This is a genomic window from Bacillus sp. FSL E2-0195 (genome assembly GCF_038003645.1).
Classification (GTDB): Bacteria; Bacillota; Bacilli; order Bacillales; family Bacillaceae_G; genus Bacillus_A; species Bacillus_A mycoides.
Window position 1 is genome coordinate 4,353,322 of the sequence record NZ_JBBOPN010000001.1, and the last position, 24,527, is coordinate 4,377,848.

Annotated in this window: 25 protein-coding genes; 6 read left to right on the top strand and 19 right to left on the bottom strand. The window is 36.5% G+C overall.

The annotated features are described in order from the left end of the window. Positions 1-127: 127 nt before the first annotated feature. Both MHH59_RS22430 and MHH59_RS22435 read right to left on the bottom strand, forming a co-directional pair. Positions 128-1,423 carry a purine/pyrimidine permease gene (locus MHH59_RS22430; protein ID WP_002167618.1) on the bottom strand — a complete coding sequence of 432 codons (1,296 nt, stop codon included), beginning with the start codon at positions 1,421-1,423 and terminating at the stop codon, positions 128-130. 112 nt (positions 1,424-1,535) lie between these two features. Continuing rightward, a complete protein-coding gene (locus MHH59_RS22435) occupies positions 1,536-2,777 on the bottom strand; it encodes an amidohydrolase family protein (protein WP_002129289.1) in 1,242 nt (413 codons plus the stop codon). 213 nt (positions 2,778-2,990) lie between these two features. Here MHH59_RS22435 and MHH59_RS22440 point away from each other — a divergent pair, with 213 nt between their 5' ends. Continuing rightward, positions 2,991-3,176, top strand: coding sequence for a PspC domain-containing protein (locus MHH59_RS22440; protein ID WP_002129290.1), 186 nt, complete (start codon positions 2,991-2,993; stop codon positions 3,174-3,176). Between the two features lie 70 nt (positions 3,177-3,246). Here the strand turns inward: MHH59_RS22440 and MHH59_RS22445 are convergent, their stop codons facing one another. Then, a complete protein-coding gene (locus tag MHH59_RS22445) occupies positions 3,247-3,819 on the bottom strand; it encodes a helix-turn-helix domain-containing protein (protein WP_002034214.1) in 573 nt (190 codons plus the stop codon). Between the two features lie 101 nt (positions 3,820-3,920). On the opposite strand from MHH59_RS22445, the gene MHH59_RS22450 reads away from it, so the two are divergent. Both MHH59_RS22450 and MHH59_RS22455 read left to right on the top strand, forming a co-directional pair. Further along, positions 3,921-4,886, top strand: coding sequence for a DMT family transporter (locus MHH59_RS22450; RefSeq protein ID WP_340852363.1), 966 nt, complete (start codon positions 3,921-3,923; stop codon positions 4,884-4,886). A gap of 142 nt (positions 4,887-5,028) precedes the next feature. After that, positions 5,029-5,694 carry an aquaporin gene (locus tag MHH59_RS22455; RefSeq protein ID WP_002067333.1) on the top strand — a complete coding sequence of 222 codons (666 nt, stop codon included), beginning with the start codon at positions 5,029-5,031 and terminating at the stop codon, positions 5,692-5,694. Positions 5,695-5,754: 60 nt separating this feature from the next. On the opposite strand, the gene MHH59_RS22460 is transcribed toward MHH59_RS22455, so the two are convergent. The 3 genes from MHH59_RS22460 to MHH59_RS22470 form a co-directional block, all read right to left on the bottom strand. Continuing rightward, positions 5,755-6,186, bottom strand: a complete 432-nt coding sequence (locus MHH59_RS22460; RefSeq protein ID WP_002088848.1) for an Rrf2 family transcriptional regulator — start codon at positions 6,184-6,186, stop codon at positions 5,755-5,757. A gap of 118 nt (positions 6,187-6,304) precedes the next feature. After that, the gene (locus MHH59_RS22465) at positions 6,305-7,531 is read right to left on the bottom strand and encodes an ABC transporter permease (RefSeq protein ID WP_002167617.1); all 1,227 of its coding nucleotides are present in this window, start codon (positions 7,529-7,531) and stop codon (positions 6,305-6,307) included. A 2-nt stretch (positions 7,532-7,533) separates the two neighbouring features. After that, positions 7,534-8,418 carry an ABC transporter ATP-binding protein gene (locus MHH59_RS22470; RefSeq protein WP_016120853.1) on the bottom strand — a complete coding sequence of 295 codons (885 nt, stop codon included), beginning with the start codon at positions 8,416-8,418 and terminating at the stop codon, positions 7,534-7,536. A 345-nt stretch (positions 8,419-8,763) separates the two neighbouring features. Between MHH59_RS22470 and MHH59_RS22475 the strand changes: the two genes are divergently transcribed. Further along, positions 8,764-9,591 (top strand): 5'-nucleotidase, lipoprotein e(P4) family, encoded by an 828-nt coding sequence (locus MHH59_RS22475; protein WP_002129299.1) that lies wholly within the window; start codon positions 8,764-8,766, stop codon positions 9,589-9,591. A 28-nt stretch (positions 9,592-9,619) separates the two neighbouring features. On the opposite strand, the gene motB is transcribed toward MHH59_RS22475, so the two are convergent. Beyond that, the gene (gene motB, locus MHH59_RS22480) at positions 9,620-10,408 is read right to left on the bottom strand and encodes a flagellar motor protein MotB (protein ID WP_002184884.1); all 789 of its coding nucleotides are present in this window, start codon (positions 10,406-10,408) and stop codon (positions 9,620-9,622) included. Continuing rightward, positions 10,398-11,192: a flagellar motor stator protein MotA gene (motA, locus tag MHH59_RS22485; RefSeq protein WP_002129301.1), complete on the bottom strand. Its 795-nt coding sequence runs from the start codon at positions 11,190-11,192 to the stop codon at positions 10,398-10,400. The genes motB and motA overlap by 11 nt, the downstream gene beginning before the upstream one ends. 264 nt (positions 11,193-11,456) lie before the next feature. Here motA and MHH59_RS22490 point away from each other — a divergent pair, with 264 nt between their 5' ends. Then, on the top strand, positions 11,457-12,236 hold the full coding sequence (locus MHH59_RS22490; RefSeq protein WP_340852368.1) for a M15 family metallopeptidase: 780 nt from the start codon (positions 11,457-11,459) through the stop codon (positions 12,234-12,236). A gap of 36 nt (positions 12,237-12,272) precedes the next feature. On the opposite strand, the gene MHH59_RS22495 is transcribed toward MHH59_RS22490, so the two are convergent. The 4 genes from MHH59_RS22495 to sdhC form a co-directional block, all read right to left on the bottom strand. Then, positions 12,273-12,716, bottom strand: coding sequence for an acyl-CoA thioesterase (locus tag MHH59_RS22495; protein ID WP_002088859.1), 444 nt, complete (start codon positions 12,714-12,716; stop codon positions 12,273-12,275). A 93-nt stretch (positions 12,717-12,809) separates the two neighbouring features. Continuing rightward, positions 12,810-13,571, bottom strand: a complete 762-nt coding sequence (gene sdhB / locus MHH59_RS22500; RefSeq protein ID WP_002088861.1) for a succinate dehydrogenase iron-sulfur subunit — start codon at positions 13,569-13,571, stop codon at positions 12,810-12,812. Next, entirely contained in the window at positions 13,564-15,357 is a 1,794-nt protein-coding gene (gene sdhA, locus MHH59_RS22505) for a succinate dehydrogenase flavoprotein subunit (protein ID WP_002034228.1), read from the bottom strand. Before sdhA ends, sdhB begins: the two co-directional genes overlap by 8 nt. A 13-nt stretch (positions 15,358-15,370) precedes the next feature. Continuing rightward, positions 15,371-15,997 (bottom strand): succinate dehydrogenase cytochrome B558, encoded by a 627-nt coding sequence (gene sdhC, locus MHH59_RS22510; protein ID WP_002015407.1) that lies wholly within the window; start codon positions 15,995-15,997, stop codon positions 15,371-15,373. A 298-nt stretch (positions 15,998-16,295) separates the two neighbouring features. Between sdhC and MHH59_RS22515 the strand changes: the two genes are divergently transcribed. Further along, on the top strand, positions 16,296-16,745 hold the full coding sequence (locus MHH59_RS22515; protein ID WP_002015405.1) for a YslB family protein: 450 nt from the start codon (positions 16,296-16,298) through the stop codon (positions 16,743-16,745). Positions 16,746-16,860: 115 nt separating this feature from the next. Here MHH59_RS22515 and uvrC read toward each other — a convergent pair whose 3' ends face one another. From uvrC to MHH59_RS22550, 7 genes are all read right to left on the bottom strand, one after another. Further along, on the bottom strand, positions 16,861-18,645 hold the full coding sequence (gene uvrC, locus MHH59_RS22520) for an excinuclease ABC subunit C (protein ID WP_002129304.1): 1,785 nt from the start codon (positions 18,643-18,645) through the stop codon (positions 16,861-16,863). A 148-nt stretch (positions 18,646-18,793) separates the two neighbouring features. Further along, positions 18,794-19,108 (bottom strand): thioredoxin, encoded by a 315-nt coding sequence (gene trxA, locus MHH59_RS22525; protein WP_000974757.1) that lies wholly within the window; start codon positions 19,106-19,108, stop codon positions 18,794-18,796. Between the two features lie 211 nt (positions 19,109-19,319). Then, on the bottom strand, positions 19,320-20,297 hold the full coding sequence (gene etfA / locus MHH59_RS22530) for an electron transfer flavoprotein subunit alpha (protein WP_002015402.1): 978 nt from the start codon (positions 20,295-20,297) through the stop codon (positions 19,320-19,322). A gap of 36 nt (positions 20,298-20,333) precedes the next feature. Next, positions 20,334-21,107: an electron transfer flavoprotein subunit beta gene (gene etfB, locus MHH59_RS22535; RefSeq protein WP_002184882.1), complete on the bottom strand. Its 774-nt coding sequence runs from the start codon at positions 21,105-21,107 to the stop codon at positions 20,334-20,336. 78 nt (positions 21,108-21,185) lie between these two features. Further along, positions 21,186-21,962 carry an enoyl-CoA hydratase gene (locus MHH59_RS22540; protein ID WP_002088868.1) on the bottom strand — a complete coding sequence of 259 codons (777 nt, stop codon included), beginning with the start codon at positions 21,960-21,962 and terminating at the stop codon, positions 21,186-21,188. Positions 21,963-21,973: 11 nt separating this feature from the next. Further along, positions 21,974-22,561, bottom strand: a complete 588-nt coding sequence (locus tag MHH59_RS22545) for a TetR/AcrR family transcriptional regulator (RefSeq protein ID WP_012261773.1) — start codon at positions 22,559-22,561, stop codon at positions 21,974-21,976. 106 nt (positions 22,562-22,667) lie between these two features. Next, positions 22,668-24,353 (bottom strand): long-chain-fatty-acid--CoA ligase, encoded by a 1,686-nt coding sequence (locus MHH59_RS22550; protein ID WP_002165019.1) that lies wholly within the window; start codon positions 24,351-24,353, stop codon positions 22,668-22,670. Between the last annotated feature and the right edge of the window lie 174 nt (positions 24,354-24,527).

Sequence of the window (24,527 nt, forward strand, 5' to 3'; positions counted from 1 at the left end):
GTGTAAGTTGGGTGTTTATTTAGTCAAGATATTGTATGAACGAAATGTGCAGGTGGTGAATGAAAATGGGCTTTATTTCTTATGTTATTTTAGACTTTTATACAGTGCGTACACTCTTTTTATCCACTTACTTTTCAGTACGCCATATTTGTTCTAGTAATATGCTGACAACTGTACCTACGAACAAACCATTTCCGAATATATATTGCATCACAGACGGCAAGGATTGGAGTGCTCCAGACGGTAAAAACATAACACCACTTCCAAATAATATAGCAACTCCTAAAATCGTTACATTCCTTTCGCTGATTGGCACTTGTTTTATATTATTAAATCCAATTCCAATTAACTGTACGAACGAAGCCATTAAAACGGCTGATGCGACAGCGGATGGTAAAGACGCTAAGTAACGAATGATACTTGGAAAAAGAGACATTACGACTAGTAACGCACATGCCATTAAGAACGATCGTATATATTTTTGTTTTGTTAAGCGTATAAACCCTGCCGTTGCTGGTAACGGAACGACACCTACAGTTGAAAATACAGAGGAAATGATATGTGAAATCCCTCCAACCCACGTTCCATCCTTCAACTGTTTTTGTTCAATAGTCGCTTTATGAATGGTAGCTTGATTAATTGCTATAATAGCTGCCACTGTATTTGAAACTAAAATACATACCATAACGAAACTTGATACAGCCATACCTGTATTCCATTTTGGAATTCCCCACGCGAATATATGTGGAAGTTGCACAAAATGAGTTACTTGAGATGGGATCGTCACTTTTCCTGCAATGAGAAAAATAATCCAGCCACTAATTAACCCTATTAAAACCGCATAACTTTTAACAAACCCTTTTCCGAAGTTGGAGAGTATGACTACGAATAAAAATATGCCAAAAGCAATTAATGCTGTAAATCCATCAATTTGAGAAACAGTAGCTGTAATTCCTAGCATTCCTTTTAAAAATACACCACTTAATTGTAAACATAATAAAAGTAAGAACGTCCCTGTCACGAGCGGCGTAAATAAAAATAAAATACGCCCGATAACTCCCGTTACTCCTAGCCCTATTAAAACAACTCCCGCAACCATCATTCCTAATTCTAAAATTTGCAATGTACTATGTAATTGATCCTGCCCTACAGTTGCATAAGCAAGCACGGTAAATACACCAACCCAAGATCCAGCTGGTCCATCCGCAATCGGAAGCTTATGTCCAAGCCATCCTTGTAAAAAAGAAGATATACCAACTACGAAAAACGTACGCTGCATTAAATAAAATACTTCTTCCGTCGTAAGATGAAATAATCCGCCAACGACAATTGGTAGCGCGATTGAGTTTGCTAATAAAAAAATAAACCATTGCAAAGTTCCCATAATATGATTTTGATTATGTTGATTGTCCAAACTTTTCATCCCTTCTTGCTTCCTTATAAGGAAGTATAGTACTTCCCTGTTTCTACTAAATAAAAAAGAAGGGTTCTATTTTCACAATTAGAACCCTTCTAAAAACATCTAAACGATTCCTCTATACAAGATTATCAGATTTCACTTGATCTAAATCCCCTATAACAACATTCCCTTTATACATAACTACACGCTTCTCTGTTTGACGAGCCACTGCTTCCGCGGCGCATGTTGCATTCGTTAAAACAAAACTTGCCTCATCCCCTACATTCGGCCACACTCGTTTTCCTTCATTATTTAACGTTTCTTTCCCTCCAGTAATAAAACGAAGAGCTTTCCCTAAAGACCTTTCATCACTCCAACCAAATCGTTCTGCCAATCGATTTGCCTTTTGAAGCATATCACCTGTGCCGAACGGAGACCAATGATCTGTAATACTATCATTTCCTAATGAAACTTTAACTCCTTTTCGATCTAATAATGGAATTGGGATTACTTGTTTACCGATTGGAACGGTTGAAGTGATATCAATCTTTAATGCTGCTAGTCTTTCTGCCACTTCTTCAGCTTCTTTATCAGTAACACCACCAAGTCCAAGCGCATGACTAATTGTTACACGACCTTGCCATCCTGCTTCTTCCGTTAGACTTGCTAATCTCTTCATTGTAAACGTTCCAAGATTATTCGCATCGTGCAAATGAATATCAACATCCGCATTAAATTCTACCGCAATGTCCATAATCGTATGTAATGATTTTTCAATATCATTATCTACTGTAGCTGGGTCCACTCCGCCAACTAATTGTGCGCCCATACGCATCGCATCTTTCACAAGTTGCATAGAATTACTTCGCAATAATCCATGTTGTGGAAATGCAACTATTCTACCAGACAACCGATCTTTATATGTTCCTAAAGCCGCTAACGTTGCCTCTAAATTACGAAGTCCAATAACCGGATCCACATTACAATGCGTTCTAATATTTGTTGCGCCATTTCGAAGCAATAACTCTAGCATATTTTCCGCCCTGTCTTGAGCAGTTGCTAATTGCTTTGGTAAAATCGTTTTTTCTTCATTAAAACGTGTAAAAATATTTTCTGCTGGCATACAAGCTTTCCAAGGCCCACTATAATATGTTTTATCAATATGAATATGCATCTCTTCAAAAGCTGGTAAAACTAATAAACGATTAGCATCAAAAGTTAACGTTCCTTCCTCTTGGGCGATTCCCGCTATAATTCTTTTAATTCGCCCATCTTCAATAAGAAGACTGCATATCTCAGTTTCCGTTTGTGAAATTTTCGCTTCTTCATATGTATAACCTGTTTCAAGCTTTACATTAGTCAACCAATATAATGTCATTACCATTTCCCCACCTTATATTAGAAAATACGTCACACCCTCATTTTCATTTTAATACCAACTGAAAATTAAGACAATTAATCCACTGTATTGTCCTTTCACAAAAAAATGTAATATAACCTAATGGTCTTCTCATAAATTTCCATATAGAATAAAAGTACACTGTATCACTCATACATAACAGCGGTGATATAAAAAGGAGAGGATCATAATATGTCGAAGAGGTTATATAAATCCGAAACTGATAAAATGTTATTTGGTATATGCGGTGGTTTAGGAGAATATTTTGATATTAGCTCTACTCTCATTCGCATACTTTGGGTCATTGCTATTTTATGTTTTGGGACGGGGTTTTTAGTTTATTTTATTTGTTTATTACTTATGCCACGCTCTTACTAATAACATTCTTTCATATATTTGAGCATAGCGTATAAAAAATCCCCTATAGATTTTTCTATAGGGGATTTTTTCATGAAGAATATTTCATCGTTAAATGTAATACCGCTACTTCATCCTCTTCATTTTTATAACTATGTTTCTTATTAGCTTCAAACTGAATGGAGTCAAACTCATTTAGCACATATACGTCATTCTCAACTTGAATAGAAACTTTCCCTTTCATTACTGTTACAAGCTCAATTGCTCCTTCATGATGAGCTTCCGGTTCATATATACTATTCGCTCTTAAACAAGCACGGTGCATTTCCATCCCTGTTTCTTTCGTGTAACGGAACATCGTTTCTAAATGCCATGCTTGTCCTACATCTACTGCAAATCCTTCTCCGCAGCGCGCAACAGCTACAGGTTCTCCAACAACCATTAATCTCGATAAAGGAATCGATAACCCTTTCGTTATTTTCCAAATAACAGCTAACGTTGGATTCGTTTCGCCTCTCTCAATTTTCCCTAATGTTAATTTACTAACCCCTGTTTTTTGGGCTAATTCTTCTAAACTTAATTTTTGTTCATTTCGAATTTGTCTTAATAGCTGACCTACTTGCTGAATTACTTCTTTCGTTTGCATATCTTCATTTTCTTTCATATATAAAAACCACCTTAAAATATAAAATAGTTTACTTTTATTAACTTTAAGTATATTATACTATACATAAATACTCAATTCCGAAAGGAGTGCCATACTTCATGCGCGCAATATTACTAGGTCTTTTATCATCGGCCTTTTTTTCTGCAACCTTTATTATTAACAGAGCAATGAATGTATCTGGAACAAGCTGGGCTTGGACTGCTTCCTTCCGTTTTCTATTTGCTCTCCCTATTTTATTCCTTATCGTTTTATTTCGCAAAAACTTAGGAGCTTTATGGGCAGAATTAAAAAAACATCCATTTGTATGGATCGGGTGGGGCTCGGTCGCTGGCATCGGCTTCTATTCTTTATTAAGTTTCGCAGCTGTTTTTTCTCCAGCTTGGCTCGTTGCTGGAACTTGGCAAGTTACGATATTAGCAGGTTTACTACTATCACCATTATTTTTCGTTAAAATAGAAACGAAATCAGGTACAAAACTTGTACGTGGAAAAATTCCACTTCGCAGTTTATATGTAGCATTATTTATTTTACTTGGTGTAATTTGTATGCAAGCGACTGCAGCGGGTCATATTACAATGACTCAGTTCATCTCGGGATTTTTACCTGTCGTATTAGCGGCTTTCTTATATCCGTTCGGTAACCGAAAAATGATGGAACTTGTTGGCGGGCGTCTTGATACATTCCAACGTGTATTAGGAATGGCAATCGGAAGTCTCCCTATTACAATCCTACTTGGTATATACGGATTTTCTACTACCGGTATTCCATCATCAAGTCAAATGATGCAAGGATTTTTGTTAGCATTATGTTCCGGAGTTATTGCGACGATGACATTTTTCTTTGCTACTGACTTAGCAAAAGACAATCTTGCTTTACTTGGAGCTGTTGAAGCAACACAAGCTGGAACGATGGTCTTCACTGTGCTTGGTGAGATTATTTTCTTAAATGGTTCATTCCCTAGCGGGCTGTCACTGATTGGGATGATTATTATCATGCTAGGAATGATCTTAAATAGTGTTTTAAACCGTTCTGTTCCAGTCATTAAACAAAAAAAATCAGCATAAAAATAGATATGGTTCTTCTTCATAGAACCATATCTATTTTTATTATCTCCCTATTTCGCCTTATCAGAATAGTATTTCATTAGCTGTTTATACTAAAACCTATGTTATAATACCTTTCATGTGCATTAATAGGAGGTAAATTATGTTAAAAAAAGCAATTGCTGAATTTATTGGTACATTTGTACTTGTATTATTCGGAACTGGAGTAGCTGTCATTGGTGGCGGAATTGAAGGAATTGGAACATTAGGTATCGCTATGGCTTTCGGATTATCTATCGTGGCTATGGCATATAGCATTGGAACAATTTCTGGATGTCATATTAACCCAGCAGTATCAATCGCTATGTTCATCAACAAAAGAATGAACGCTATGGAACTTAGCTATTATTTATTAGCTCAAATTTTAGGTGGTTTATTAGGAACTGCAACGTTAGTAACAATTTTACGATCTGCTAAATTACCTTTAGATAATTTAGGACAAAATAGTTTTGGAACTCTTGGTTTATCTGGAGCATTTTTAGTTGAATTCATTTTAACTTTCGTATTTGTTTTAGTTATCGTTGCTGTAACAGGTAAAAAGGGAAGTTCTTCTTTAGCTGGACTAGTAATTGGTTTCACATTAGTATTAATTCACTTATTAGGTATTCCGTTAACTGGAACATCTGTTAACCCAGCTCGTAGTATCGCACCAGCTCTATTCGCTGGCGGAGAAGCAATTTCTCAACTATGGGTGTTCATCGTTGCCCCAATTTTTGGTGGTATCGTAGCAGCTGTTGTAGGAAAGTTTATTTTAAATACGGAAAAATAGAACTTTCAATATTTCCGAATAAAAAAAGCGAGCCCTCATCATGAGGAAGCTCGCTTTTTTTTATTCTTTAATTTTCGACTTTAAATTTGTAACTAATTGCTGCACCGTTACATTTGCAAGTACGTTTTCCATCGCTTCTTGCGATTGTATTAAAATAATCTCTAATACCGATTGAATATTAGCTCCTACTGGACATTCAATGTTGGGATTTTCATGGAAAGAAAATAGATGTCCTTCTTCTACAACTTCCACAGCTTTATATACATCAAGTAATGTAATTTCATCTAAATCACGAGCAAGTGTCGTACCACCTTTACCAGCTTGTACATCAACAAGTCCTGCTCTCTTCAACATTCCTGTAATGCGACGAATCACAACTGGATTTGTATTCACACTACCAGCAATCCATTCAGAGGTACAGCGAGAGTTTCGATCTATTGCAAGTAACGTTAACATATGAACACCTACTGTAAAACGACTACTAATTCCCATCTGCACACCCTCCTTTTTATTCATTCTATTAAAAGACAACTCTTATTATTATATACTATTTTTAATTTATACATAAAGAAAAAGCATGATTCCATTAGAAAATCATGCTTTCCCTCTATTATTGACGCTTTATAAATTTCGCTAAATCTTTAAACTTCACTTTATCAGAGTAATTCATTACACCATTTACATAGATACGACTTGTAACAGCATTTAATATACCAATTGTCGCCAATAAAACTACTAATGTTATCGTAATCTCTAGCATACCTGCTTCACCGGCTACAATCCGCGAGAAGGTGACCATCGGTGTGAAAAACGGAACATACGAACTTACAACAACAATAGTACTATTTGGATCACTTAATGATTTAATACTAATGAAGAATGCAGCCATGATCAAAATCATTATCGGGAAAGATACAGCTTGTAAATCCTCTGTCTTAGACACAACAGCTCCAGCCGCAGCGTACATCATCGCATAAAGTAAATACCCCGTAATGAAATAAACAAGAAACATACTTATAACCTTTGCATCTAATTTTGTAAAGTCAATTGGAACACCAAGTAATGAAGCACTTTCTAAATCGACCCAACCTAACAAATAAGGAATAAGATAACCACACGCCAATATTACAAGTTGTAATAACGCCGTTGAAACAACCGCCAAAATTTTCGCATACATCATCGTAAGAGGCTTTACTTTCGGAAGCATTACTTCCATTACACGTGACGCCTTTTCAGATGCAATATTCATTGCGATTGTATTTCCGAAAGCTACAATAAACATATACAAAGCAAATGTAAAGAAATATGCAATTCCGAAAGAAGATGTACGATCTTTTATCGCTTCTTGCTTCACTTGAATTTCTGCTTGTAATTGCTGCGCAATTTCTGGTGAAACATTATTTTTTGCAATCGTCACCTTCGTATATTGTTGTTTTAAATAACCCGCCATAATCGCAGAAGTCGCTTGGCTTGGAAATCCATTATACATATATGTAACTGCTGGGGTCCCATCCTTTTCCGTCACATGGAATAGACCATCTAAATCTCCCTCTTCTACTTGCTTATGTAGTTTATCAAAATCATCTTTTGAACCGACCGTTATTTTTGCTGATGGCAATAGCTTATTTAGCTCTTCTTTTTGTACTTTGTATGTGGAACTCTCTACTACAACTGCAATTTTATCTTTATCCTTATTTTTATCATCGCCTGAAGTAAAATGATTAAATGCAAAAATCCCAAACACAACCAAAAATAAAATCGCACTCGTAATTAATGATTTTTTAGATAAAAATGCTTCTTTAAAATAAAATGAAAATACATGAGAAAATTTACGCATCTTTATTTCGCCCTCTCTACAAAGATTTCGTTTAACGTCGGCTCTAACATTTTAAATTGTCGTAAACCAACACCTTGTTCTTGCAATTGTTGCAAAATCTTTAGAGCTTCTGCATCATCTTGTACTTTCACATAAAGAAGGCCTTGTTGCTTTTCATATGAAACATGTATAGCTTCTAATCCTTTTTCATTCTCTTTTGTATCTTCGATTGTTAAATTACGAAAACCGTATTCTTTCTTAATATCACTTAATTGTCCTTCTACGACCGCTTCACCTTTTTTCAAAATACATACATGTTGGCAAAAAGCCTCTACTTGCTCCATACGGTGACTAGATAAAATAATTGTCTTTCCGCTCTGTACTTGTTCTCCAATAATACTAGCCAACATTCCAGCATTAACTGGATCAAGTCCGCTAAATGGTTCATCCAAAATAAGAAGTTCTGGATCATGAAGAAGAGCAGCAATCAATTGAATTTTTTGCTGGTTCCCTTTCGAAAGTTCTCCTGCTGTTTTGAATTTATATTCTGGGATTGCTAAGCGCTCTAACCAGTAATCAATTGCAAGATCCACTTCTTTTTTCGTCATTCCTTCTAATCTGCCAAAATATCGCAACTGATCTATTACTCTACTTTTTGTATATAATCCTCTTTCTTCTGGTAAATATCCAATTGTTACCCCACTATCACCAAATGATTTTCCATCCCACGTAATAGAACCTTCATTTGGCGTTAATAAACCTAGTAACATTTTAATTGTCGTTGTTTTCCCTGCACCATTTCGGCCAAGTAACCCTAACACTTCACCTTTCGGTAACGAGATTTGCAAACCATTAACCGCTTTAGATTCTCCGAATATTTTTGTTAAGTTTTGAATTTGTAAACTCAATGTATAAAGCCTCCCCTTTAGTATCATTCGTACCCTCTGTTAAAGCCTATGATTGTTCAGAATGAAATATAGTACTATATTTCATTCTCTTATATGTATCACTACATCTAACCCATCATTTGTTTCATTTAGTTAAAATTGTAAATAAAAATCCTGTTTTTGTCAATTATAATTGTCATTACGACAATAAAACTTGTCAAAACAATTATTATTATTATTTAACTGACCTTTCTAATATAGGACAAACTACTACATATACAAAAGACAATATGCAAATGTTCATAAAAAAATATCATATTTTAATATATAATATAAAATGATTTTCTAACATCGAGGAGGATACATATGAAGATGAAGAGGGGTATTACCAGTTTATTATCTATAGCCGTTCTTTCCACATCGCTTGTAGCATGTTCAGGAACAGCTGAGAAAACAGTGGCAAAAGAAGAGAAAGTACAATTAACAGACCAGCAATTGATGGCCGATTTATGGTATCAAACAGCTGGCGAAACGAAAGCACTTTACTACCAAGGCTACAATATTGGTCAATTAAAGCTTGATGCAGCTCTTGCAAAAGGGACAGAAAAAAAACCTGCTATCGTACTTGATCTAGATGAAACTGTTTTAGATAACAGTCCCCATCAAGCAATGAGCGTAAAAACAGGAAAAGGCTATCCTTATAAATGGGACGATTGGATTAATAAGGCTGAAGCTGAAGCTCTTCCAGGCGCTATTGATTTCTTAAAATATACAGAGTCTAAAGGTGTAGATATTTACTACATCTCAAATCGTAAAACAAATCAACTAGATGCAACAATTAAAAACCTTGAGCGCGTAGGTGCTCCTCAAGCGACGAAAGAACATATATTACTACAGGACCCGAAAGAAAAAGGGAAAGAAAAGCGTCGTGAACTTGTTTCTCAAACACATGACATCGTCCTATTCTTCGGTGACAACTTATCTGATTTCACTGGTTTTGATGGAAAATCTGTGAAAGATCGCAATGAAACAGTAGCAGAATCAAAAGCACAATTTGGTGAGAAATTCATCATTTTCCCTAATCCAATGTACGGTGATTGGGAAGGTGCTCTATATGACTATAATTTCAAAAAATCAGATGCAGAAAAAGACAAAATCCGTCGTGACAATTTAAAATCATTTGATGCAAAATAACAAAGAGGATGGCCTTCGCCATCCTCTTTTATTGCATATTTCTTGTTAAAGGTAAAATAAATACTTCTACACGTCTATTTTTCGCTTTTCCTTCTGGCGTATCATTTGGTGCAATTGAACGGTATTCTCCATAACCAACTGCACTAAATTTTTCTGGTTGCAATTCTTTATTTTGGAGTAACACCTGCATAAAATTAACTGCACGCTGTGTACTTAACTCCCAGTTTGATGCAAACTGAGCATTTGCGATAGGAACCGTATCTGTATGACCCGACACTGTAATTTCACGAGGTGATGCTGAAACAAGTAGGTTAGACATCTCTTTTGCAATCCCTAACGATTCCAACTTCACATCTGCTTTCCCTGAATCAAATAGTACATTTTCTAATATCGTTAACATTAATCCTTTTTCAGTTAACTTAGTTTGAAAAGAAGAGGATAGTTGTTTCTCATTAATATATTGATCAATCTTTTTTTGTAATGCTTTCAACTCATCCATTTCTTTTTTTTCTTTAGCTCTATCTTCCGCTTGTTTTTTTGCTTGTTCTGCCTCAAGGCTATTTGCTGATAATTCTTTTTCCTCATTTGGTTTTTGATCGCTTAAAAATTCTTTATTTCCTGTTCCACCGGCTAACTCACTTCGAAAAGCAACTGCCATCTGTTTAAACTTCGCAGCATCTATACTACTCATTGCGAATAATACGATGAACAATGCAAATAACAACGTTAACATATCAGAATATGGAATTAACCAAGTTTCATCGATATGCTCATCATGTTTTTTCTTTTTACCTCTTCTATTTTTCTTACTCCGCATTTTTTTCTGCTCCTTTTTCTAGCTTTTTACGCTCAGTTGCAGAAAGTGCACCTAAAATGCGGTTCTTCATAATAAACGGATATGTACCTTCTTGTAACATTAATAAACAATCAATAATTAAACGTTTCTTCTCTAATTCAGCAGCAGACTTTTGCTTTAATTTATTTGCAAACGGATGCCATAATACGTAACCTGAAAAAATACCGAAAATCGTTGCAATAAACGCACCTGAAATAGCATGCCCTAGCTTTTCAATATCAGTTAAATTTCCAAGTGCAGCTACAAGACCAATAACAGCACCTAAAACCCCTAGTGTAGGTGCATATGTACCAGCTTGCGAGAAAATAGCAGCCCCTTTTGCATGTCTCTCTTCAATCGCTTCTAATTCGGCTTCTAAAATTTGTTCTAAATCCTCTGCAGATACACCATCAATAACAAATTTCATACCACGCAAAAGAAATTCATCTTCAATTTCATCTAATTGTTGCTCTAAAGACAAAATACCGTATTTTCTACTCTCAGATGTCCAATGAACAAATAATTCTAGCAATTGTTCATAACTTAAATCTTTTTTATTTGAACCAAAAAGAACTTTAAATAATTTTGGAACTCTTTTTAGTTGATTCATCGGAAATGCAATACACACTGCAGCAAATGTACCGACGAAAATAATTAGTGCTGCGGCAGGATTTAGTAAGGCTGTTATGTCAGCGCCCTTGACGACCATCCCTACGACTACCGCTAATACTCCTAAAATGATTCCAATAATTGTTGCAAAATCCATTCCCATCCACTCCTAGTCTATACCAGAGGTCTTTTATTCTCAATAATCGCTACATCTTCTTATATACATATATTACATAAAAAATGAACTTCATGAAAGATAAGAAATGAATTATATGAAAAAATACTACATTTTCACACATTTTCTGACATTTTCTTTGCATTTCTATTACGTTACGACTCTTATATTTCTTTTTCAACAAACTAGACTTATAATAAAAACGATACATATTTTATTAAGAAAGGACTGTGATTACAGGGCATCATGAAAAAAATAATAATTATTTCTGCCGCTACTATTGTAATCGGTATCACATCTTTCGTTTACTTTGGTTCTAAATCACCACTACAAAACGAAGCGAAAGCTGTCGAAAATCAAAAACATAATAACCACCAAAAAGAAGAGATTCCTGCTTTTCAAAAAGCTGATCATAATGCAAAGAAACTAGATGATAATTTTTCCGTTGTAACAAATCCAGATTCTGCTCTTGTATTAGTCAATAAACATCGTAAATTACCAGATGGGTACACTCCAGAAGATTTGACGAAACCGAACGTACCATTTACTAGTCCAAAAGATAAAGAGAAAACATTACTTCGCAAAGATGCTGCAGACGCTCTTGAAAAAATGTTCCAAGCAGCGAAAGAAGAAGGTTTAGAACTTACAGCAGTTTCAGGTTACCGTTCTTACAAACGCCAACAGTCATTACATAATACATATATTAAACGCCAAGGAAAAGCTGAGGCTGATTCGGTAAGTGCAATTCCTGGAACAAGTGAGCATCAAACCGGTCTAGCAATGGATATTAGCTCAAAATCTGCTAAATTCCAATTAGAACCAATCTTCGGAGAGACAGCAGAAGGAAAATGGGTTGCAGAACATGCCCATGAGTTCGGATTTGTCATTCGTTATTTAGAGGATAAAACAAAAACAACAGAGTATGCATATGAACCGTGGCACTTACGCTACGTCGGTAATCCATACGCCACATACATATATAAGCACCACCTAACATTAGAAGAGGCGATGGAGGACAAAAAATAAGAGAGCGAATCGCTCTCTTATTTTTCTTTTATTCTATTATAATAGCAATTCCTTCCATTCCTCAGGCCACGGTTCGCCTCTTCCAGTTTTTTTCGATGCTTGGACCATCATACCGCGTCCAACTAAACAAACTTCTCCTTCTGCATTTTTGACCATATAGTGTAAATCTAAAGAGGAATTCCCAACCGCTCCCGCCTTTACGTATACTTTCAACTGCTCATCAAAATAAATTTGTTTAATAAAATTGCATTGTAGATCTGCGACGACTATCATCGTTTCTGATGATTCATGTGTCCATTCTTGCATAAATCCGAGTTCTTTAAACAATGCGATACGCGCTTCTTCAAAATATGTAAAAGCAACGACATTATTTACATGTCCAAACATATCTACTTCACCAAAACGAACTTTGACAGGATTATAAAATGAAAAACCACTTTCCCATTGCTCAAAGTCTTCAATATAAGAAATTCTCTTCATCGTTCCCTCTCCTTTTCGCCCTTAAAATAAACTGAATAAACAGAAATATAAAGTTATAAATATTGCCTCTTCAACATGAAGAGGCAATATTTATTAATAGTTATTGTCGCTACCAAAGAAATCTTTGAACGATTGAATTGTTGTATCACGGTTTAATGCTGCAATTGAAGTTGTTAATGGAATACCTTTCGGACATGATTGCACACAGTTTTGAGAGTTACCACAGTTTGCAAGTCCTCCATCACCCATAATTGCACGTAAGCGATCTGCTTTATGCATTTCACCAGTTGGATGCGAGTTAAATAAACGTGCTTGTGAAAGCGGTGCTGGACCAATAAAGTCAGACTTACTGTTTACGTTCGGACATGACTCTAAGCAAACACCACATGTCATACATTTCGAAAGTTCATATGCCCATTGACGCTTTTTCTCTGGCATTCTCGGACCTGGTCCTAGGTCGTACGTACCGTCGATTGGAATCCAAGCTTTAACACGTTTTAACGCGTTAAACATACGGCTACGGTCAACTTGTAAATCACGTACAATCGGGAATGTCTTCATCGGCTTTAAGCGAATTGGCTGCTCTAACTGGTCAATAAGGGCTGTACATGATTGACGTGGTTTTCCGTTAATCACCATCGAACATGCTCCACATACTTCCTCTAAGCAGTTCATATCCCATGCAATCGGAGTTGTTTGGTTCCCTTTTGAGTCGACAGGATTACGGCGAATTTCCATAAGCGCCGAAATAATATTCATATTAGGACGATATGGAATTTCAAACTCTTGGTCAAACTCTTGTGCATCTGGGCCATCTTGTCTCGTAATGATGAGGCGGATTGTTTTCTCAGACATGTTGTTTATCCCCCTTCTCTTCACCCTTAGCAGCTACATCATGTTTTGAGGAATAGTCACGTTTACGTGGTTTAATTAATGAAACATCCACTTCTTCGTAATGGAATGCTGGTGCCTTTCCTTCTCCCTCAAATTTCGCCATCGTAGTTTTTAAGAAGTTTGCATCATCACGATTTGGGAATTCTGGTTTGTAATGCGCTCCGCGGCTTTCATTACGGTTATATGCGCCAATTGTAATAACACGTGCTAACTCGAACATATTTGCAAGTTGGCGTGTAAATGAAGCACCCTGGTTACTCCATCTTGCTGTATCGTTAATGTTAATGCGTTTGTAACGCGCCATTAACTCTTCAATTTTCGCATCAGTTTCTAGTAACTTTTTATTTTCACGAACTACTGTAACGTTATCTGTCATCCATTCTCCAAGCTCTTTATGAAGAACATATGCATTTTCGTTACCATCAAGCATTAAAATATTGTTAAATTTCTCTGTTTCAATTAATTCATTTTGCTCATATACAGTAGATGAAACAGCATCAGATGATTTAGAAAGACCTTTCATATACTCAATTGCGTTCGGTCCTGCTACCATACCACCGTAAATTGCTGATAATAATGAGTTCGCACCAAGGCGGTTACCACCGTGCATAGAATAATCACACTCACCTGCTGCAAATAAACCTGGAATACTTGTCATTTGCTTATAATCAACCCATAATCCGCCCATTGAATAGTGAACTGCTGGGAAGATTTTCATTGGTAGTTTACGAGGATCATCACCTGTAAATTTCTCATAGATTTCAATAATTCCACCAAGTTTAATATCTAGTTCTTTCGGATCTTTATGAGAAAGATCTAAGTACACCATGTTTTCACCGTTAATACCTAGTTTTTGCTCTACGCAAACATCAAAGATTTCACGCGTTGCAATATCACGAGGTACAAGGTTTCCGTAAGCTGGATATTTTTCTTCTAAGAAGTACCATGGCTTACCATCTTTATACGTCCAAACACGTCCACCTTCACCACGTGCAGATTCACTCATAAGACGTAACTTATCGTCTCCAGGAATTGCCGTTGGATGAATTTGAATGAACTCACCGTTCGCATAATATGCACCTTGTTGATATACAGCAGACGCTGCTGTACCTGTATTAATAATAGAGTTTGTTGATTTTCCAAAGATGATACCAGGGCCCCCTGTTGCCATAATCACGGCATCAGCTTGGAAACTTTTTATCTCCATAGTTTGTAAGTCTTGCGCGACGATTCCTCGGCACACACCTTCATCATCTACAACAGCTCGTAAGAAATCCCAACCTTCATATTTCGTTACAAGTCCTGCTACTTCATGACGACGTACTTGCTCATCTAATGCATATAGTAATTGTTGACCAGTTGTTGCGCCAGCAAATGCTGTACGGTGATGTTGTGTTCCACCGAAACGACGGAAATCCAGAAGTCCTTCTTCCGTACGGTTGAACATAACACCCATGCGGTCCATTAAATGAATAATACCAGGTGCTGCATCACACATCGCTTTAACTGGTGGTTGGTTCGCTAAGAAGTCCCCACCATAAATTGTATCGTCAAAGTGGATCCATGGAGAATCCCCTTCACCTTTTGTATTTACGGCACCGTTAATTCCACCTTGGGCACATACAGAATGTGAACGTTTTACTGGTACTAAAGAAAATAGTTCAACATTTACTCCTGCTTCTGCCGCTTTAATCGTTGCCATTAAGCCGGCCAAGCCACCGCCGACTACTATAAGTTTCCCTTTCATGCTCTCCCACTCCTTACTGGTTTGCTAGCTGTGGATCGATGAACGCTAATAATGCACTCACACCTACATAAGATAGACCTAAGAAAATAGCTAATGTTACATAAGTAGAGATTCTTTGTGAACGTGGAGATACTGTAATTCCCCAGCTTATACAGAATGTCCATAGTCCATTTGCAAAGTGGAAAATTGTTGAAACAACACCAACTAAATAGAAACCAAACATAAATGGGTTGTTTAAAATATCTGCCATCATATCATAGTTTACCTCTTTACCTAACAATGCTTGAATACGAGTTTCCCAGACGTGCCAAGAAATGAAGATCAGCGTAACGATACCTGAAATTCGTTGGAAGACGAACATCCAGTTACGGAAATAGCCGTAAGATACCGCATTGTTCTTAGCTGTAAATGCAATATATAAGCCATATATAGCATGGTACAGTATAGGTAAAAAGATGATGAAAATTTCTAGCGCATACCGGAATGGAAGGAGCTCCATAAAGCCTGCAGCTTTGTTAAAAGCCTCTGCTCCTCTTGTTGCAAAGTTGTTTACAATTAAATGTTGCGTCAAAAAGACACCAACCGGAATGACCCCCATTAATGAGTGCCACTTACGAAACGTATACTCGCGGCCTTTCATGTCCCCATTACCCCCTTGAATGTTTGACTGCTGTTTTCAGATTAATTTACAACAATAATGTTTTTTCACTATTGGCATAAGAAAAACTGAAAAAATTATTCAAAATATTTCAGCATAATTTAATACCAAGTTCATTTTACCCCTATTTTTGTCGAAGCGTCAAGAAAACGTATACATAATTTGCATATAATTTGCCAATTCTTTTTTTTTCTTATATATTCAGATTTCCCCAAAGAAAAATCTATTTTTATAAATGAAAAATGTTATATAATAATCCCTATAGAAAGAGGGGAATATTGTGAGCAAAAATACAATCGATATAACATCTTTAGAAGATGTTTCATTGAACGCCTTCGCTTATGAATTGCTACGTGAAGAATTACTACCTGATTTAATTGGTAACGATTTAGATGGTATTTTATACTGGGCCGGTAGAAACCTTGCGAGAAAATATCCGCTAGAAACAATTGAAGAAGTCATTCAGTTTTTTGAAAAAGCTGGTTGGGGCACTTTAAGCATCATTGAACATAAACGTCGTGAAATGCAGTTTCAACTTAAAGGTACACTTATTACTGAGCGTCAAAAACAAAAAAGACATTCATCTTATCAATTAGAAGCTGGATTTATCGCCGAGCAAATTCAAAGACAAAGAAACGTCGTTGCAGAGTCCTATGAGGAACAGAAAAAGCGTTCAGACTCTATTACATTTCTTGTTAAATGGGATATAAAAGATCTCATTGAAGTGTAGCATCTACCTACAGTCAACTAGACATATAAGTTTAGTTGACTTTTTTGTATATTCATTCAGATGAGTTTATTTTAAATCTTCAGAAATTATACCAAAAAACAGAAGACGTTGTAAACTACAACGTCTTCTTATCTGTTAAATAAGTATATATCATCTCTGCAACATTTTTCGGCATACCTGCTTCGACAAATTCAGCTATGGAAGCTTCTTTCATCTTTTTTAACGAGCCAAAATGTTTTAACAATACCTTTTTTCGTTTATCGCCGATTCCTGGAATATCATCCAATGCTGATTGAATGACCGATTTCCCGTGCAACTGGCGATGGAATGTAATTGCAAATCTATGCACTTCATCTTGAATGCGTTGCAATAAATAAAATTCTTGGCTATTCCTCTCAAGCATCACAGGTTCAGGTGGATCTCCAATAATTAAATGGGAGGTTTTATGTTTGTCATCTTTTACAAGCCCTGCCATCGGAATATATAAACCGAGTTCGTTCTCCAGAACATCACTTGTAGCGGCCAGATGGCCTTTTCCACCATCAATAATGATTAAATCTGGTAAAGGTAAATTCTCTTTAAGCGCCCTCGTATAACGGCGTCTTACAACTTCCCTCATAGATTCGTAATCATCAGGACCTTGAACCGTTTTAATTTTATATTTCCGATATTCTTTCTTTGCTGGTTTCCCATCGATAAAAGCAATCATTGCGGAAACGGGATTTGTCCCTTGAATATTCGAGTTATCAAACGCTTCAATACGATATGGGGTTTCAATGCCCAGCTGCTTCCCTAAATTATCAATGGCTTTAACCGTCCGCTCTTCATCACGTTCAATTAAGTGAAATTTCTCTTCTAGTGCAATTTTTGCGTTTTTATTTGCTAATTCTACAAGGTCTTTTTTCTTCCCACGCTTCGGCTGTGTCGCTTCAACTTCTAAAAAGCGCTCTACTAATTCTGAATCTATACTTCCTGGAACAACAATTTCCTTCGGCTTGAAATGACTACTGTTTTCATAAAATTGACCGATAAAAGTTAAAAATCCCTCTTCTGGTTCATCATAAATCGGGAACATAGAAACATCACGTTCAATTAGCTTTCCTTTTCGAACGAAGAAAACTTGAACACACATCCACCCTTTATCAACTGCATATCCAAACACATCACGATCCACTAAATCACTCATAATCATCTTTTGCTTTTCCATAATTGCATCAATATGAGCAATTTGATCTCGCAACTCTTTCGCCCGTTCAAATTCTAGCTTTTCTGAAGCCTCATACATCTTCGTTTCTAATTCTGAACGAATTTCTTTATGCCCACCGTTTAAGAATTTAATAATTTCATCAACAATTTCTTTGTTTTGCTCATCCGTTACTTCTTTCACACAAGGTGCTAAACATTGACCCATATGATAATACAAGCAAACTTTATCTGGCATATTTGAACATTTACGAAGTGGATACATACGATCTAATAATTTCTTTGTTTCATGTGCCGATTGCGCATTTGGATAAGGCCCAAAGTACTTTCCTTTATCCTTTTTTACATTTCGCGTAATGAGTAAGCGCGGCTGTTTTTCAGCTGTAATTTTAATGAAAGGATATGTTTTATCATCTTTTAATTGAATATTATATTTTGGATCATATTTTTTTATTAAATTTAACTCTAAAATAAGAGCCTCCAAATTTGAGGAAGTCACAATATATTCAAAATCAACAATTTCTCCAACAAGCCGAAGTGTTTTCCCATCATGCGAACCAGTAAAGTACGAGCGCACACGATTTTTGAGTACCTTTGCTTTTCCGACATATATAACCGTTCCCTGCTTATCCTTCATTAAATAACAACCAGGTTGATCGGGCAAAATTGCTAACTTCTCTTTTAAATGCTCGTGCACTCGTCTCCCTCCATTTCTACATGCTTATCATTTTTATTTTCACATAAAAACATACTATGCCAAAACACCCAACATACGTTCTTTTATTGTAACGGAAAGGTTGTAAAAAAGAAAATAAAAAAAGCTACCAAATGGTAGCTTCTTTATTTTAGAAGTGTTTAGAAACTAATTCTACTAACGCTTCTTTCGGTTTATATCCTAACGCTTGATCAACCACTTTACCGTCTTTTAATACGAAAAGAGCTGGAATGCTCATTACTTCGAATTGACGAGCAGTTTCTTGGTTTTCATCAACGTCCACTTTTACTACTTTTACTTTCTCGCCTAACTCTGAATCGATTTCCTCTAATACAGGAGCGATCATTTTACAAGGTCCGCACCAAGGCGCCCAGAAATCTAATAGTACAACACCTTCGCTAGTTTCAGCTGCGAAGCTTTGGTCATTTGCATTTATAATTGCCATTTTATTTCCTCCTTCAAGTATATTCTACCAAGAGTATATCATTAACTTTTATACGTGGCGAATATTATGTATCGTTATGTATTGTAACAAAAAAATGTTCCTTTATACTATATAAAAATATGGATGAAATACTAAAAAGATGAGAGACAGGGGATCTCTCACCTTTTTCTATATATAGGGGTACTTCACTTGGAACTCAAGGGTACTCAAATCATGAATGTACTTTTAACTTTTTAAACTCTTCTGTTAAAAGAGGTAATACTTCAAACAGATCACCGACAATACCATAGTCAGCTACTTTGAAGATACTAGCTTCTGGATCTTTATTAATCGCAACAATTATTTTTGAATTAGACATACCAGCTAAATGCTGAATCGCACCAGAAATCCCGCATGCAATGTATAGGTCTGGTGTAACAACTTTACCTGTTTGACCAATTTGTAATGAATAATCACAGTACTCTGCATCACAAGCACCACGAGATGCTCCAACAGCGCCGCCTAGTACGTCAGCTAATTCTTTTAACGGTTTAAATCCTTCTTCACTCTTCACACCACGTCCGCCAGCTATAATAACTTTCGCTTCAGAAAGATCAACACCTTCTGCAGTTTTACGGACAACATCTTGAATGATTGTACGTAAATCTTTCACATCAACTGTAATAGAAGACACGTCAGCTGTGCGAGACTCGTCTTTTTCAAGAGTTGCAATGTTATTTGGACGCACTGTCGCAAATAATATACCATCTGTTACAATCTTCTTCTCAAATGCTTTACCAGAGTAAATCGGACGAGTGAAGATAACATTTCCACCTTCAACTTCTAAAGCCGTTACGTCAGAAATTAAACCAGCTTCTAATTTCGCTGCTAATTTTGGTGATAAATCTTTACCAAGTGCCGTATGTCCAAATACAATGCCTTCTGGCTTTTCTTCAGCATATACAGCTAAAAACGCTTGTGCATATCCATCAGATGTATATGATTTTAATTTATCATTTTCAACTGTCACAACGCGATCTGCACCGTAATGAATCAATTCATTTGCAAAAGAGGCAACGCTGTCTCCAACTAGAAGACCTACCACTTCACCGCCTTCTGCAATTGTTTTTGCTGCTGCTACCGCTTCAAACGAAACGTTACGTAGCGATCCATCACGAACTTCACCCATTACTAATACTTTACGAGCCATAGATTTTCCCTCCTGCATATATAATTTCGTATTTTATTAGATTACTTTCGCTTCTGTATGGAGCAACGATACAAGTTCTTTTACTTGATCTTGCAGCTCGCCTTGTAACACTTTTCCTGCATCTTTCTTAGGAGGCAAATAGATTTCAATTGTTTTTGTTTTTGCTTCCACATCATCTTCTTCTAGATCTAAATCATCTAATTCTACTTCTTCTAGTGGCTTTTTCTTCGCTTTCATAATACCTGGAAGCGATGGATAACGCGGTTCGTTTAAACCTTGTTGTGCCGTTACTAAAACTGGTAATGACGTTTCAATAACTTCTGTATCACCTTCAACGTCACGCTCAATCTTCACGTTTGTACCGTCAATCTCAAGTTTTGTAATTGTCGTTACGTACGGAATATTTAACGCTTCAGCTACGCGTGGACCAACTTGTCCAGATGCACCGTCAATCGCAACGTTTCCGCCTAAAATTAAATCTGCATCTTTATCTTTTAAATATTCAGCAAGCACTTTTGCTGTTGTAAATTGGTCACCATTCTCAACATCATCTTCAATGTTAATTAGTACCGCTTTATCGCAGCCCATCGCTAATGCTGTGCGAAGTTCTTTTTCACTATCCTCGCCACCAACTGTTATAACAGTAACTTCTCCACCTTGTGCATCTCTTACTTGAATCGCTTCTTCAATCGCATATTCATCGTAAGGGTTGATGATGAATTCCGCTTCGCCATCGTAAATTGCACCGTTTTTAATTACGATTTTTTCTTCTGTATCAAATGTTCGTTTCATGAGTACGTAGATGTTCATTCCATTTACCCCCTTATTTTTCAGAAAGATTCTATCAATTTTAAAATTCTGTTAATTTTTATTAAAAAAATAATTGGACTACCTACCACTAAATGAAGGCTTACGTTTTTCTAAAAACGCTGCTACGCCTTCTCTTCCATCTTCACTCGTAAATACTTCACCAAAAATCTGTGATTCACGCTGTACACCTTCATAATAATGAGACGATTTTGTCGTTTGTAATAACTCTAGCACAGCACGAGTTGTTGCTGGGCTTTTTCCAGCAATCTGTTTTGCAATTTTAAGCGTATCTTCTAAAATGGATTCTTCAGAAAACACTCCGTTAACAAGTCCCCATTGTAATGCTTCTGCACCAGTAATTGGTGTACTTGTTAACATCATTTCACAAGCTTTCGCTTTACCAACATAACGTGGTAAGCGCTGTGTACCTGCAAAACCAGGAATTAATCCAAGTGTTAATTCAGGTAAACCAAGCTTTGTACTTTCAGTTACAAAGCGCATGTGGCAAGACATAGCAAACTCAAGGCCGCCGCCAAGTGCCGCTCCATGAATTGCCGCAATAACTGGTTTTGAGCATTTTTCAACACGCTCAAACGTAACTTGTCCAAGCTGTGCTAACTCTGTTGCTTGCTTAGCTTCAGTAACAGATGTAAATTCTTTAATATCTGCCCCTGCTGAGAAGAAGCGTCCTTCACCATGTAAAACAACAACACGAATGTTATCATCCTTTTCCACTTGATCGATTAATTCAGTAACGTCATGCATAACTTGTGAAGACATCGCATTAGCTGGCGCATGATTTAACGTCGCCACCGCGATATGATCTTCAACTTTTACAGATAGGAATTTCAACATGATCCCTCCCATTATTGACGATAACCACAAGCTGCAATAAGTAGCCCATGTACCGTTTTTGAAAGTGCGACCAGATCATACTTATGATCGCTCATTACCCAATTGGTCACAACTTCATCTACTGTTCCAAAGATCATTTGTCTTGCCACGCGAACGTTTAAATCCGCCTGAAATTCACCTTGCTTTATACCTGTCTCTAAAATTTCATCCATAACTTGTAAGTAGCCTTTTAATACTTCATTTATTTTAAGGCGCAAGTCTTGATTGGACTGCCTTAGCTCTAATTGCGTAACGATAGCAAGAGGATCATTTTGTGACAACAGCAAGAAGTGCGTTTCTACCAACATGAATAACTTCGCTACAGCGCTTTCAATTCCTGCTATTTTTTGACGAATTGTTTCAACAAATTCTCCCATCTTCTCTTGGAATAAGGATATTAATATATCTTCTTTATTTTTAAAATATAAATAAATCGTGCCATCAGCTACCCCAGCTTGCTTTGCAATTTTAGAAACTTGCGCTTGATGGTATCCATTCTCCGCAATCACAATGACTGCAGCATCAATAATCTGATTGTATTTCGGTCTATTTTTCTTCACTTTACTGTCCCCTTCAAGAAGATGACTGAATGAATAGTCATTCATATTCTTATAATACTGACTATTTAGAAAAGTGTCAATCCTATTTTTTCAAAAAGAAAGGGCCTTAGCCCGTTTGCTCATCCTCATTCTTTCTCTTCTCTTCATCTATTAGGACACGGCGTAAAATTTTTCCGACTGTCGTCTTCGGCAACTCACTTCTAAACTCATATACCTTCGGAACTTTGTAAGCTGCTAAATATTTACGTGCAAACTGATCTAATTCTTCTTCAGAACACTCAGCGCCTTCTTTCAAAACAACAAACGCTTTTACAGTTTCCCCTCGATACGGATCAGGAACACCGATTGTTACCACTTCTTGCACTTTTTCGTGTTCATATAACACTTCTTCTACTTCACGAGGATATACGTTAAAGCCACTAGCAACGATCATATCTTTCTTACGATCTTTCACATAGAAAAAGCCATCCTCATCCATGTATCCTACATCACCTGTATGGAGCCAGCCATCTTGCAGTACAGCTGCCGTTTCTTCTGGCTTATTCCAATACCCTTTCATAATTTGTGGGCCCTTTACAACAATTTCACCAATTTCACCTGGAGGTAATGAATCTCCTGTTTCAAGTGACATGATGATTGCCTCTGTATCCGGCCACGGTACCCCAATACTTCCCGGCACACGCTTTTCCCACAAAAAATTCCCATGTGTAACTGGTGATGACTCCGTTAATCCATAACCCTCTACTAATTTACCACCTGTAACTCTCTCAAACTCCTCCTGCACTTCTACAGGAAGCGGTGCAGAACCACTAATACAAGCCTGAATTGAAGAAATATCATATTCTTTTAAAAGAGGACTATTTAATAGAGCAATATAAATGGTTGGTGCTCCTGGAAATAGTGTAACTTTATGTTTCTTAATTGCTTCAAAAACCATTTTCATATCAAACTTCGGAATAAGCACCATTTTATATCCTTGCATAATACTTAAATTCATTACAGCTGTCATCCCGTACACATGAAAAAACGGAAGAACACCAAGAATTACCTCTTCTCCTTCTTTACAATTATATAACCAATGCGCTCCCATTAAAGTGTTCGAAACGAGGTTTTTATGCGTTAACATAACCCCTTTTGGAAACCCTGTCGTTCCCCCTGTATACTGCAAAAGGGCTAGATCATTTTCAGGATCACATGAAACTTCAACATCAGCATTACTTTCTCTTTCTACCGATTTCCAAAGATGAATCGTTTCGCTTTCCGACACATTCACAACAAGATTTGCCTGCTTTTTTTGTACAAATGGATAAAGTAAATTTTTAGGGAATGGTAAAAAATCTGCAATACGGGTTACGATAATATGCTCAAGCTTTGTTGCCGTTTGAACATTAGTAACTCTCGGAAACACTAAATCCAGGCAAAGAATAACTTTTGCCCCTGAGTCATGAAGTTGGTACTCAAGCTCTCTTTCTGTATAAAGAGGATTCGTTTGTACAACAACCCCCCCCGCAAGCAAAGTACCATAATAACCAATTACAGATTGCGGACAATTCGGTAACATAATCGCAACTCTATCGCCTTTTTCAATGCCAAGCCTTTGAAGGTAATTCGCAAATTTCTTTACCTTGTCATGGAAATCTGAAAATGTAACATCTTTACCTAAAAAGTGAAGCGCTTTCTTTTCTGGATAACGAGCAGCCATTTTCTCTAAATATCCATGAAGTGGCTGAATATCATATGAAATCGTACCTGGGATTTCCTCTGGATAACTCTGCAACCAAGGTTTTTCCACTCTCATTCCTCCTTCCAATATTTGTGAAAATAAATGAATGTTCATTCATGATGGTTGTTTTCATTATATTATAGTCGTAACATCGTTACAATCATAATATTCTGACTTCTATATAACTATGCTTTACTTCCTTAACTTCTTATTATATGTAGAAACTCTCCTCATTTTAAAAGA